Source organism: Pseudomonas sp. JL27(2026) (assembly GCF_056933555.1).
Genome location: NZ_CM167794.1, coordinates 397,634 through 411,118, shown reverse-complemented (window position 1 = coordinate 411,118; position 13,485 = coordinate 397,634). Strand labels below are relative to the sequence as shown.

At 60.5% G+C, this 13,485-nt stretch carries 7 protein-coding genes; 1 reads left to right on the top strand and 6 read right to left on the bottom strand.

What is annotated here, in order from left to right:
- From AC1Z1G_RS01855 to AC1Z1G_RS01840, 4 genes are all read right to left on the bottom strand, one after another.
- Nucleotides 1-1,011, bottom strand: a complete 1,011-nt coding sequence (locus tag AC1Z1G_RS01855) for a class 1 fructose-bisphosphatase (RefSeq protein ID WP_483624386.1) — start codon at nucleotides 1,009-1,011, stop codon at nucleotides 1-3.
- 270 nt (nucleotides 1,012-1,281) lie between these two features.
- Entirely contained in the window at nucleotides 1,282-2,652 is a 1,371-nt protein-coding gene (locus AC1Z1G_RS01850; RefSeq protein ID WP_483624384.1) for a DUF3999 domain-containing protein, read from the bottom strand.
- Nucleotides 2,649-6,239 (bottom strand): DUF2339 domain-containing protein, encoded by a 3,591-nt coding sequence (locus AC1Z1G_RS01845; RefSeq protein ID WP_483624382.1) that lies wholly within the window; start codon nucleotides 6,237-6,239, stop codon nucleotides 2,649-2,651. The genes AC1Z1G_RS01850 and AC1Z1G_RS01845 overlap by 4 nt, the downstream gene beginning before the upstream one ends.
- A 286-nt stretch (nucleotides 6,240-6,525) precedes the next feature.
- The gene (locus AC1Z1G_RS01840) at nucleotides 6,526-8,976 is read right to left on the bottom strand and encodes a glycogen/starch/alpha-glucan phosphorylase (protein ID WP_483624380.1); all 2,451 of its coding nucleotides are present in this window, start codon (nucleotides 8,974-8,976) and stop codon (nucleotides 6,526-6,528) included.
- A 252-nt stretch (nucleotides 8,977-9,228) separates the two neighbouring features.
- Here AC1Z1G_RS01840 and AC1Z1G_RS01835 point away from each other — a divergent pair, with 252 nt between their 5' ends.
- The gene (locus AC1Z1G_RS01835) at nucleotides 9,229-9,666 is read left to right on the top strand and encodes a YkgJ family cysteine cluster protein (protein ID WP_483624378.1); all 438 of its coding nucleotides are present in this window, start codon (nucleotides 9,229-9,231) and stop codon (nucleotides 9,664-9,666) included.
- A 232-nt stretch (nucleotides 9,667-9,898) separates the two neighbouring features.
- On the opposite strand, the gene typA is transcribed toward AC1Z1G_RS01835, so the two are convergent.
- A complete protein-coding gene (gene typA / locus AC1Z1G_RS01830) occupies nucleotides 9,899-11,719 on the bottom strand; it encodes a translational GTPase TypA (protein WP_483624376.1) in 1,821 nt (606 codons plus the stop codon).
- A gap of 137 nt (nucleotides 11,720-11,856) precedes the next feature.
- Nucleotides 11,857-13,311: a tRNA uracil 4-sulfurtransferase ThiI gene (thiI, locus tag AC1Z1G_RS01825; protein WP_483624374.1), complete on the bottom strand. Its 1,455-nt coding sequence runs from the start codon at nucleotides 13,309-13,311 to the stop codon at nucleotides 11,857-11,859.
- Nucleotides 13,312-13,485 lie beyond the last annotated feature (174 nt).

Sequence of the window (13,485 nt, the reverse complement as noted above, 5' to 3'; positions counted from 1 at the left end):
TTATTCCTTGTGGTAAGCCGTGGCGCGTTCAACTTCTTCTTTCGAACCCAGGAACACCGCAACACGCTGGTGCAGGCCTTCAGGCTTGATGTCGAGAATGCGCTGGTGACCGTTGGTCGACGCACCGCCAGCCTGCTCGACCAGGAACGACATCGGGTTGGCTTCGTACATCAGGCGCAGTTTGCCCGGCTTCGATGGCTCGCGGCTGTCGCGTGGGTACATGAACAAGCCGCCACGGGTCAGGATGCGGTGCACGTCCGCGACCATCGCAGCGACCCAGCGCATGTTGTAGTTCTTTTTCAGCGGGCCTTCTTCACCAGCCAGCAACTCGTCGACGTAGCGTTGTACCGGAGCTTCCCAGTGACGCTGGTTGGACATGTTGATGGCGAATTCCTGCGTGGTTTCAGGAATGGTGATGTCTTCGTGGGTCAGTACGAAGCTGCCCATTTCACGGTCCAGGGTGAAACCCTTGACGCCGTCGCCCAGGGTCAGGATCAGCATGGTTTGCGGGCCGTAGATCGCGTAACCGGCGGCTACCTGCTCGGTACCTGGCTGCAGGAAGGCCTTTTCGTTCAAGGCTTCGTTCTGGCTCAGGTATTCGTTCGGGCAACGCAGCACCGAGAAGATCGTACCGACCGGGGCGTTGATATCGATGTTCGACGAGCCGTCCAGTGGGTCGAATACCAGCAGGTACGCACCTTTCGGGTACTTGCCCGGGATCTGGTAGGCATTGTCCATTTCTTCGGACGCCATGCCGGCCAGGTGACCGCCCCATTCGTTGGCTTCGAGCAGGATCTCGTTAGAGATCACGTCGAGTTTCTTCTGCACTTCGCCTTGCACGTTCTCAGTGCCCATGCTGCCCAGAACACCGCCCAGGGCGCCTTTGGAAACGGCGTGGCTGATTTCCTTGCAAGCACGCGCCACCACTTCGATCAGGAAGCGCAGATCGGCAGGAGTGTTGTTGCTGCGGGTCTGCTCAATCAAATAGCGACTCAGGGTAACGCGGGACATGGAAGGCTCCGGTGGAATGGGGGGACTAAAAACCCGCGCAGTTTAACGCGAGTCGGGGCGCAATTCCTCTTATCAGACGAGATTCACGCAATGGAGTTCATGTACGGGGGTTTAGCGTAGCTGCAAATGCGCATGACTGTGGCGAGGGAGCTTGCTCCCGCTGGGGTGCCAAGCGGCCCCAAACAGGCAATCGAGCGGTGCCCGGAAATCTTGCAACGGCTTCGCAGCCGAGCGGGTGCAAGCTCCCTCGCCACAAAAGCTGTGCCCGTCTTAATGCTTCACCGATGGCTTGCGCAGCAAACTGAACGCCATCGCCGCCAACCCCAGCACGCCCAGCAGCAACACCGCCCACAAACCGATCTTTTTCCAGTCCGGGCCACCGTCAACCTGAGTCACCGCCCCCGTCTGCAAGACCTTGCCCCCGTCCTCGACCCTGGCCTGCCCCAGTTCCGCCATGCGCGTGACGCTGTAATCGGGGATCAATGTCGACAAAGGCAAATGGGTTGCACCTGCCGTGGCACTGCCCAACGCCAGGGTGTAGGGCCCGGCACCGCGTGCCAGAAACACCAGTTGGGTCGAACGCACGGCAAACCGCAAGTCAGGAGTTTGCGTACCCAGACCGCCGCCGCGCTCATCGACCGTGAGCTTCAGCTCCCGAACCACCTGCCCGTACAGTTGCAATTCGTTTTGCAGCACGTCCTGGCCATTCTGGGTCAGCCGATACAGCAGGCCACCGCCTGCTGGCTGCCAAGGCTGACTGCTTTCGCGGCGGGTGGATAACGTTACCGGTGCCAGGCTGTTGGCCTGGCTCAGTTCAATTTTCACCCGTTCGACGTTCAGCCCCATGGGCAGCTTCCAGGTGTACAGGCCAGGTTTTGGATTGCTGCCCGCGACCGGTTGCGACCAGATCAACGGTTGCGCCACGCTGCTGACGCTCAGGCTCTGCAACTGTGCCAGGGTCAGGGCCGGTGCCGACTGCGGGTTCTTCCACAGCAACCGCAGGTAACGGGCGCGCTGCCCCGGCAAGCCCACTTCATGTTGTTCAACCCGCTCGTCGGCATACGACAAACGCGCTACTTGCCCCTCGCCCCACGACTGCCAATGCTGCAAGTCGTCACTGGCCTCGATACTGAAGTACTGAAACCCATCACGGTCACTGGCCCAGTCGAGGGTCAACTGCTGCAACGGCGCCTTGATCGCGCTGGCATCCAGCAGCCAGCCGCGCAGCACTTCTTCGCCAGCCTCAAGGTGCGTGGACGGCTGAACCTCCACCAGCGTGCCGTTGGCATTCGACTGCACACGCACGCTCGGTACCGACTCACGAGCCTCGGCCGAGTCGTAGAGCGGGAACCATTTAACGTCGTGCACCATTGGGCTGTCGGGGTTCTGCGCCTGCGCGCGCACCAGCGAATAGGCCTGTGCCTCACCCGCCGCGTTAAACACCCGCATGTCACCGAGATCGGTCTGGCGTGCGCTCAACTGCACCGCCAATGGCACGTCGAGTCGATACCACGGGCCTTCCCCGCTCAAGCTCAACGGCAACTGCGTACTGAAATCCGACGGTTTTTCCTGCGCCTGGGCCGACCACGCCACACAGATCCCCACAGCCCACAAGCAGACCAGGCTCAACTTCGCACTCACGATGACACTCCCTCAGATTCACTGGCCGGTTTGTCCGGCCCAGGTGTTGCTTCAACGCGTTTGGGAGGTAGCGGCGCAAAATAGCCCACCACCAGCAACAACACGCCGACCCCGATAAACGAAACGATCCGCGCCAGTCCGCCACGGTTGCTCAGTTCGACAAACACCAACTTGGCAACCACCAGCGCAATCAACACCGCGCCCGCCAGCCAGACCTCGCGCCGATGGCGCACATGCCCGCCGATCATCAGCCCCAGGGCAATCAAGGTCCAGACGATCGACAACCCCGCTTGCACCAACATCGAATCCAACTGCGCCACCAGCTCGAACGGCACGCCGCCCCAGTGGTAAGCGGTGCGCATCACCAGCGCGGTGAAGAAGGCAAACAGCGACACCCCGGCAATCACTTCCGCAGCCTTGGTGGCGTAATCGGCGCGGATCGCCCAGTGGCTGACTGCACTGCGGGACCACACATACACCCCGCCCAACGCGAACAGCAGCCCCACTTCCAGCGGATTGACCAGCGGCAGGTAAGGCAGTGGTTCGGCCGTGCCGTCACTGAACAGGTTGGCCAACCAGAACCACGCCAACATCAACACCGCCAGCGGCAACGCGGCGTAAATCCGGTACTCGCGGGCGTACGCCGAGACCGGCCATGGCCAGGCCCGTGGCGCGGCCATCAGCACCAGATACAAGCTTGGCAGGATCGCCCAGCCCAGCCAGCGCCAGGCGTTGTATTGTTCCGCCAACATCAGCAAGCCGTAGCGCAACTCGAGTGCCAACACCAGTATCAGCAACCAGCAGCCGATCACATGCGCCACGCTCACCACTCGCGCCGGGAGCATCGATGCCAGGCGTCGCAACGAGATGAAATGCACCGCGAACACGGCCGTCCACGCCAGCCAGCCGACGTTGGCCGCCGGGTGATAGAACGCGTGCCAGGACACCCCCAACACCAACGCAGCGGCGGGCGTCAGCCCAGTGCACATCCGCCCCAGTGCCGGCCAGTTCAGGCGCAGGGCCAGCACCGACCACAGTGCCGCACTCGCGGCCAGAATCCCGAGCAGCGCTGCGGTTTCCAGAGGCGGTGCAACAAAACGCTGCGTTTCGCTGAACAACCCGTATAACCACCATCCGGCGCCCCACACCAACAACACGTTAGACAGACGCTGCAAACTCAAGACATCGAACCCACTCGCCCGATTGCCAAGCTGCAAGCGCCAGGCACCGACCAGCGCCGCCAGCCCCAGCACCATTGGCGTCCAGAAACCGCTATGGCCCAGTGGTCGCAGACCTTCACTGCTCAGCGGCCCGAACAACTCGGCCCCGGCGATCAGGAACGCCGCACCGCCAATCACCTGCAACAACAGGCCAAACACAAAACTCACCCGCTGCTGGAGATACAGGCTCAGCCAGATGATCAACAGACCGCTCGCCGCCCACACGCCGCTCGCCGTTTGCCACGGCAACACGAAGAGCACCGCCAGGTTGATCAGCACCAACCCCGCCAGCAACACCACCGACAGGCCGCGCAGCAGGCGTACATCGCTGCGCACCATGTCATCGCGAGCGGCGAACAGCATCCCGCCAATCAACGCCAGGCCAATCAACGACGCCGTCAGCAAACCGCTCCAGCCGGCGCTGAACACGGCCGCCGCATCGCCGCTGGCCCCTTGCAGGCGCAACAGGAACAACGCACCGCCCAGCAATTGCACAGCAAACGCGGTGAACAGGAACGTCCGCGATTGCAGGCGCAACCCAACGAACAACGTCGCCAGCCCGGCCAGCGCCCAACTGATCGCCGTGCCATGGGAGAAGAAAAACAGCGGCGCCAGCAGGTAGAGGAAGATCAACCCCAGGCACGCCAGCACCGGCAAACCCTTGCGTTCCCAAGCCGACGTCTGCTCAGGAGACGCGTTGCGCAATTGATAGAAACTGAACAGCAGCGCCACGCCGAGCATCAGCGCACCCAGCGGTGCCGCGTCGAGCAGGCTGCTGTCACCCAGACGCAACTCGCTGAGGAACGCCAGCGCCGAACCCAGTTGCAGCAACAAGGCGAAGGCGCGCGCCAACGGCCGATGCTGACGCAGGCCGAGCCAGAAAATCCCCGCGCCCTCCACGGCCCAGGCCGCTGCCGTCCAGCGCGCATCCAGCCCCAATGGAATCGCCAGCGATGCAAAAATCACCCCCAGCGCCAGGCAGGTTTCCGCCAGCAACAAGGCACGGCCACCGCTGAGAAACCGCGCCAGACCCATGTAGATGATGCCCAACGCCAACGCACTGAACGCCGCGGCAAATTCCAGATGCTGAACCAGCGCGAACTGCAAGCCAAAACCCAGCAGCGGCGGCCCGAACAGCATCGTGCCGTCGACGTAGTCGCCCTTGCGGGCCGACCAGCGCAGCAGCGCGTCGCGGCTGTCGTCCTCTGGCGCATCGCTCATCTCCAGCAACTTGCGCCGGGTGAACAGCAAGCCGATCGCCAGGTACATCAGGAAGAACAGAATCAGGAACGGCTCGGTGCTCCACAGCAACTCCGGTGCATAGGAACGCACGCCCCAGGCGAATCCGATGCCGAAGGTGCCGGCAAAGCCGATCAGGTTCAGCAGCCGCCAGGCCTTGAACCAGGCGATAGCGAGGATGCCCGCGTTGAGCAAGGCGAAGTAGCTGAACAGCGCGACATGGTTGCCGGCGCCAGTGGAAGTCAGGATCGGCGCGGCAAACCCGCCCAGCGCCGCCGCGCAGGCCAGCGCCAGGGAGTCCTGGGTGATCGCAAGGATCGCCGAGAACACCGTCACCGCCACCAGCAAGCCGAGCGCTGCGCCCGGATCGAGCAACGGGTGCAGACGCATGGCGGCAAACACGGTCAGATACAACACGGCAATGCCGGTGCCCTGAAGGATCAATGCGTAGTTTGTGTTGCGCAGGCGCAACCACCACCCCAGCCCCAATAACGCCAATGCCGCCGCCGCAACCCCGGCGTAACGCATCTCGATCGGCACCACCATGCCTTCGGTGGCATAACGCAGCAGGAACGCCAGACCGAAAAACAGCAGCACCACGCCAATACGCAGCACCGTGTTGCCGCCAAACAGCCACGTACGTGCACTAGCGATGGCGCGCTCGATCAGGTTGGGGCCACGGGGTTCGGCAGGAGGTTGTGGCTCGTGAGGCTGCGGCGTCCAAAGGTCGACGGGCGGAGCAATGCTTGCCTGTACCGGTTCGAATTCGGGCGGCAATTCCCAGACCAGTTCCTGGGCCGCAGGCAACGGTCCTGGCTCAGGCTCGGGGGCTTCGTCAAAGAGGAGGTCAGGCGCAAGAAGCGGCTCGCTGGCAGTCATCGGTTCAGTGGTTGGCGCAACGTGGCCGCCACTGCGCTCCAGCAACGCCAGCCGCTGCTCGACCGCGCCGAGGGCGGTCTGGGCCAGTTGCAACTGACGAGCCTGCTCGGCGGCTTGCGCATTGAGCCGGCCAAGCGCGATGGTCTGGCCAATGCCCAGCCCCATCAGTGCGCCAATCAGTGCATCGCTGAAGGACTCATCGAGCACCCAGCCCAGCACCAGCCCCATCAGCATGAAAATCCATTGCATGGTCGATATCCCTAAGCGGCCCATTGCCGGGCGAGTCCGGGCACAGCAGCGTCTGGTTCAGTCTAGTAACCAGACACCCGGAATCCAGTGTGGGGCAGAGTGTATCTGCACCACAAATCCACTGCGGGAGCGGGCTTGCTCGCGAAGAGGGCATAACGTTCAACATTGATGTCGAATGTCAGTCCGCTTTCGCGAGCAAGCCCGCTCCCACAGGGGTGAAGTTGGTGCTTAGTATATCGACCCGGCCCAACGACCGATGGGCCTTGCTCGCAATTATTGCTAAAAGTTACCCCAGCGCTTTCCAGATATCCGTGGCGTACTCGCGAATGGTCCGGTCGGATGAAAACCAGCCCATCCGCGCGGTGTTGAGCACCGCCGAGCGCCACCACTCCTTCGAGTCGTGCCAATGCGCTTCAACCCGCCCCTGGGCATGCCAGTAGGAATCAAAGTCGGCGCAGACCAGGAAGCGGTCATAGTCGACCAATGAGTCAATCAACCCTGCGTAACGCGACGGGTCATCGGGCGAGAACACACCGCCGCGAATCGCTTGCAGCACATCACTGAGCCGGTGAGACGCGGCAATATCAGGCCCGGCGTGGAACTCGCCATTGCGCTTGCGCGCACCGACTTGCTGGGCGCTCAAACCAAAGATGAACATGTGCTCGGCACCAATGCGCTCGCACATCTCCACGTTTGCACCGTCCAGGGTACCGATGGTCAGCGCGCCATTGAGGCCGAACTTCATGTTACTGGTGCCCGAGGCCTCGAAACCGGCAGTGGAAATCTGCTCCGACAGGTCGGCCGCCGGAATGATGCTTTCGGCCAGGCTGACGTTGTAGTTGGGCAGGAACACCACCTTCAGCAACCCACGCACAGTCGGGTCGTTATTGATCGTCCGGGCAATGTCGTTGGTCAGTTTGATGATCAGCTTGGCCTGGTGATAACTGGCCGCCGCCTTGCCTGCGAAAATCTTCACCCGTGGCACCCAATCGGTTTCCGGCTCGGCGCGAATCGCCTGATACAGCGCCACTGTATGAAACAGATTGAGCAACTGGCGTTTGTACTCGTGAATTCGTTTGACCTGCACGTCGAACAGCGCCGCCGGGTTAACCGCAATGCCCAGGCGCTCATGAATCAGGCTGGCCAATGCCCTTTTGCTGTGCAGCCGTTGCTCGGCGAACTGCTTGCGGAATGCCGCTTTCTCGGCAAACGGTTCCAGTTCGATCAGCTTCTGCTCGGGATCGTCCAGCAAGCCCGGCCCCAGCGCATCGACCATCATCGACGTCAGTTCCGGGTTGGCCTGGTACAACCAGCGGCGGAAGGTGATGCCGTTGGTCTTGTTGTTGATCCGGTCCGGGTACAGCTTGTGCAACTCGGAAAACACCGTGCTGCGCATCAGTTGCGTGTGCAGCCCGGACACCCCGTTGACGCTATGGGAGCCGAGGAACGCCAGGTTGCCCATGCGCACACGTCGGCCGTTGTCTTCTTCGATCAGCGATACCGCGCGCAGCACGTCGAAATCATGAATGCCCTTGGCCCGCAGCGAGTCGATGTGCTGGGCGTTGATCAGGTAAATGATCTGCATGTGCCGTGGCAGCATCCGCTCCATCAGGCCCACCGGCCAGGTTTCCAGCGCCTCGGGTAACAGCGTGTGGTTGGTGTACGACAGCGTGTCGACGGTGATCTGCCAGGCAGCGTCCCACGCCACGTCGTACACATCGACCAGTTGACGCATCAACTCGGCCACGGCAATCGAGGGGTGAGTGTCGTTGAGCTGGATCGCTGCGTGTTCACCCAACGTCAGCACCGAACCGTGCATGTTGCGATGGCGACGCAGCAAGTCCTGCAACGAGGCGGCCACGAAGAAATACTCCTGACGCAGCCGCAGCTCCTGACCGGCCTCGGTGCTGTCGGCGGGGTAAAGCACCCGGGAGATGCTCTCGGCCCGAGCCACTTCGGCCACCGCGCCCAAATGGTCACCGGCATTGAAACGCTCCAGGTGCAGGTCTTCCATGGCCCGCGCCCGCCACAGGCGCAACGTGTTGACGCCGGCCCCACGCCACCCCACCACGGGCGTGTCATACGCCACCCCGCGCACGGTTTCGGACGGCGTCCAGACTTGCTTGCTCTTGCCGTGCTCATCAGTGACCGTTTCGACGCCGCCGCCGAAACCGATCGTATAAATTACCTCCGGACGCTCGAACTCCCACGGGTTGCCGAAATCCAGCCAGTGTTCGGTCTGCTCCTGCTGCCAGCCGTCGACAATCGCCTGGCGGAACAAGCCATGCTCATAACGAATCCCGTAGCCGTGACCGGCGATACCGAGGGTCGACATGCTCTCCATGAAGCACGCGGCCAGCCGTCCGAGGCCGCCGTTGCCGAGTGCCGCGTCCGGCTCCAGCAGGCGGATGCGCTCCAGGTTGACGCCGAGTTCGGTCAACGCCTCGCGTGCCACGTCCAGCAAGCCAAGGTTGCTCAGGCTGTCATAGAGCAGGCGGCCAATGAGGAATTCCAGCGAGAGGTAGTAAACGCGCTTCTGACCCTTGCGGTAGATATGCCGCGTGTGGTCCATCCAGCGTTCGACCATGTGATCGCGCGTCGCCAGGGCGATGGCTTCGAACCAGTCATGGTCAAAGGCGTGATCCGGATCCTTGCCTACGGCGTAGGTGAGTTTGGTCAACACGGCGTCGCGAAAAGCGGCCACCTCAGCGTCACGAACAAGCGGTTCCTGAGTCATGGGTAGGACCTCGATCGAGCATGGAATGGTCTGAGCCTAGTCGGTCTGACACGAGGCAAAAGCATGGGTTCGGCGTTTTTTGCAACCGCCGCCCTCAGGCCTTCGTCCTTGCCGGTACGTCGTAAAAAGAAGCAGATGCCGTGCCGCTGCCTCAAAAAATGCAGGTCGACAAGAAAAAACCGGCAAATGGTCGTTCAAAAAATCACCAGTCCCGGTATGATCGCGCGCCCTGATGCACGCTGGTAATTCCACATGATGAAGCCCAACCTGATCGCCGCCGCGGAGATCGACCGTCTCGATACCTGGGCCAAGTACTCCGCCCCCATGTGTGGCTCCTGCGTGTCCAGTTGCTGCACGCTGCCGGTGGAGGTCAAGATCAAGGATCTGATCCGCATCGGCATCGTCGATGAGTTCGAGCGCGGCGACCCGCCGAAGAACATCGCCAAGCGCCTGCAAAAGGAAGGGATCGTCGAGCGTTACAACCAGAAGTCCGAGATCTTCACGCTCCAGCGCATGAGCAACAACGATTGCCTGTACCTGGATCGCAAGAGCCGTTTGTGCACTATTTATGAAAAGCGCCCGGACACCTGCCGCAACCATCCCAAGATCGGCCCGCGGCCGGGGTATTGCGCGTACAAGCCAAAAGAAGTGGTACGCGAGACCAAGCTACGGACACTCGATAAGTTCTGATCAGGCAGAAGTTCTGATCCGAAGCCTGTTACCTGTGGCGAGGGAGCTTGCTCCCGCTTGAGTGCGCAGCACTCACAAAATCGACGTTAGCTGCAAATATCCTGGGGCCGCTACGCGCAGCCCAGCGCGAGCAAGCTCGCTCGCCACAGACATCGCACAAACCCCAGACAAACAAAAACGCCCCCGACCTTGCGGTCGGGGGCGTTTTTTTAAGCGCTAACTAAGTCGAAACTCAGTTGCCGCTTTTCTTCGCAGCGCGGGTACGCTCGCTTTCGCCCAGGATCTTCTTGCGAAGACGGATGGACTTAGGAGTGACTTCACACAGCTCGTCTTCTTGTACGAATTCCAGAGCTTGCTCCAGAGTGAAACGTACAGGTGGAACCAGAGCGATGGTTTCGTCTTTACCCGAAGCACGCATGTTGTCGAGCTTCTTGCCTTTAGTCGGGTTAACACCCAGATCGTTGTCGCGGCTGTTCAGACCAACGATTTGACCTTCATAGATGTCCTGGCCGTGTTCGATGAACAGCTTGCCACGCGACTGCAGGGTTTCCAGCGAGTAAGTCAGTGCCTTACCGGTAGCGACCGAAACCAGCACGCCATTCTGACGGCCGGACATGTCGCCGGACTTCATGGTGTCGTAACGGTCGAAGATCGAGGTCAGGATGCCGCCGCCGGAGGTCAGGGTCAGGAACTCGTTACGGAAACCGATCAGGCCACGTGCCGGGATGTTGTACTCAAGGCGCACACGGCCCTTGCCATCCGGAACCATGTTGGTCAGGTCGCCTTTACGGATACCCATTTGTTCCATGATCGAACCCTGGGATTCTTCCGGCAGGTCGATGGTCACGTTTTCGTACGGTTCGTGCTTGACGCCGTCAACCATGCGGATGATCACTTCTGGACGACCAACACCCATTTCGAAGCCTTCGCGACGCATGGTTTCGATCAGTACCGAGAGGTGCAGCTCACCACGGCCGGAAACTTTGAACTTGTCGGCGGTGTCGCCTTCTTCAACGCGCAGGGCAACGTTGTAGAGCAGTTCTTTGTCCAGACGTTCCTTGATGTTACGGCTGGTCACGAACTTGCCTTCTTTACCGCAGAAAGGCGAGTCGTTTACCTGGAAGGTCATGGAAACGGTTGGCTCGTCAACGGTCAACGGCTTCATCGCTTCAACGTTCAGTGGGTCGCACAGAGTGTCGGAGATGAACAGTTGCTCGAAGCCGCTGATGCAGACGATGTCGCCGGCAGCTGCTTCTTCAACGTCGATACGGTGCAGACCGTGGTGACCCATCAGCTTCAGGATACGACCGGTACGCTTCTTGCCGTCGGCGTCGATAGCGACAACCGGGGTGTTCGGCTTGACGCGACCACGAGCGATACGGCCAACGCCGATAACACCCAGGAAGCTGTTGTAGTCCAGAGCGGAGATTTGCATCTGGAACGGACCGTCACGGTCGACTTTCGGCGCAGGTACGTTGTCGACAATCGACTGGTACAGCGGGGTCATGTCTTCAGCCATGTCGGTGTGGTCAAGACCTGCAATACCGTTCAGGGCAGAGGCGTAAACCACTTTGAAGTCCAGCTGTTCTTCGGTAGCACCCAGGTTGTCGAACAGGTCGAAGATCTGGTCCAGAACCCAGTCCGGACGTGCGCCTGGACGGTCAACCTTGTTGATGACCACGATTGGACGCAGGCCGGCTTCGAACGCCTTCTTGGTCACGAAACGGGTTTGCGGCATAGGGCCGTCTTGAGCGTCAACCAGCAGCAGAACGGAGTCAACCATCGACATTACACGTTCAACTTCGCCGCCGAAGTCGGCGTGGCCCGGGGTGTCCACGATGTTGATGTGGTAGCCATTCCAGTTGATGGCGGTGTTTTTCGCCAGAATGGTAATACCGCGCTCTTTCTCCTGGTCGTTGGAGTCCATCACGCGCTCGTCGTTGAGCTCGTTGCGCTCCAGGGTGCCGGATTGACGCAAGAGTTTGTCTACCAGGGTGGTTTTACCATGGTCAACGTGAGCAATGATGGCGATGTTGCGTAGATTTTCGATCACTTGTGTATCTCGATCAGAGGATTCGGTGTGCTGACAAGTCTTGGCAGCGATTAACGTTGCGTCCGCAAAGCCGTTACAGCTTGGCGGCGGCGTCGGGGGGCCGGTGACGCAGGCCACAGGCAAACAGCCCCGGGCTCTTAGCTCGGTCGATAAACGCGCACATTGGCATGCCCCTCACTGAGCAAATGGTGGGCATGCAGGCGACTCATCACGCCTTTGTCGCAATACAGCAGGTACTGGCGAGTAGGGTCCAGTTCCTTGAAACGAGCGTTCAGTGCATAAAACGGCATCGCTTGTACCTCGACGCCAGCAAGCTGTAACGGGTCGTCTTCAGCGGCATCCGGGTGACGGATGTCGATGACGATCTGACCGGCCAGCGCTTCACTGACTTCTTCAATCTGCACGTCCTGGCCCAATTCATCGATTACACGATCGATCGGCACCAGTTTGGCGTTCTCGAGCGCACGCTCGAGCACCGCCATGTCGAATTCTTTCTCTTCATGCTCCACACGCGGACGCTTGGCGTGGGTCTTGGGGTTCACCGAGATGACCCCACAGTACTCCGGCATGTGCTTGGCGAAGTCGGCGGTGCCGATTTCGTTGGCCAGGTCGATGATGTCCTGCTTGTGACTGGCGATCAGCGGACGCAAGACCAGCTTGTCGGTCACGCAGTCGATCACGGACAGGTTCGGCAACGTCTGGCTCGACACCTGGGAAATCGCTTCACCGGTGACCAGTGCCTCGATGTCCAGCCGATCAGCGATTCGGGACGCAGCGCGCAACATCATACGCTTCAATACTACGCCCATATGACTGTTATCGACTTTCCCGAGAATTTCGCCCAGGACTTCCTCAAACGGCACACTGACAAATAACACGCGCTGGGAGCTGCCGTACTTCTTCCAGATGAAGTGCGCGACTTCCATCACGCCCAATTCGTGGGCACGCCCGCCGAGGTTGAAGAAGCAGAAGTGCGCCATCAGCCCGCGGCGCATGATCTGGTAGGCGGCGACGGTGGAATCGAAACCGCCGGACATCAACACCAGGGTCTGTTCCAGCGCGCCCAGCGGATAGCCACCGATGCTGTTGTGCTGGTTGTGGATCACGAACAACCGTTTGTCGCGAATTTCTATGCGAACTTCGATTTCAGGCTCTTTCAGGGAAATACCGGCGGCGCCGCACTGACGACGCAGTTGGCTGCCGACGTATTTCTCGACGTCCATGGAGCTGAATTCGTGCTTGCCGGCACGCTTGCAGCGCACCGAAAAAATCTTCCCGGCCAACGCCTCGCCGAAGTGCAGCTTGCACTTGGCGACGATGTCGTCGAAGTCACCCAGCGGGTACTCGTCAACCTGCAGGAAATGCGCGATGCCCGGCATGCAGCTCAGGCGCTCGGTCATGTCCTTCAGGGCTTTGGGGTCAGTGACGTGCGTTTCCAACTCGAGGTTGTCCCACACGCCGTTCACCACCACAGCCGGGTCCAGATCGCGGAGCACGGCACGGATGTTCTTGGCCAACTGACGGATGAAACGCATCCGTACCGGGCGGCTCTTGATGGTGATCTCGGGGAAGACTTTTACGATTAGTTTCATGAAAACAGCGCGCGCTGGGCCAGCCGAAAAAGGGGGGCGCGGATTATAGCGGAAATTGCTCAAGGTTTAACCAGTTAATGTGCAGAAGGTTTTCGATGCACCAAAACGGGTCATTTATCGCTTAAAGCGCTACATTAAAGGGCGATATTTTGCGCAAACCCTGCGCTTTCACCT

Bases quoted from the DNA above. Each gene is read 5' to 3' on its own strand.
- AC1Z1G_RS01855 (WP_483624386.1), bottom strand. From the start codon at position 1,011: ATGTCCCGCGTTACCCTGAGTCGCTATTTGATTGAGCAGACCCGCAGC.
- AC1Z1G_RS01845 (WP_483624382.1), bottom strand. From the start codon at position 6,239: ATGCAATGGATTTTCATGCTGATGGGGCTGGTGCTGGGCTGGGTGCTC.
- AC1Z1G_RS01840 (WP_483624380.1), bottom strand. From the start codon at position 8,976: ATGACTCAGGAACCGCTTGTTCGTGACGCTGAGGTGGCCGCTTTTCGC.
- AC1Z1G_RS01835 (WP_483624378.1), top strand. From the start codon at position 9,229: ATGATGAAGCCCAACCTGATCGCCGCCGCGGAGATCGACCGTCTCGAT.
- thiI (WP_483624374.1), bottom strand. From the start codon at position 13,311: ATGAAACTAATCGTAAAAGTCTTCCCCGAGATCACCATCAAGAGCCGC.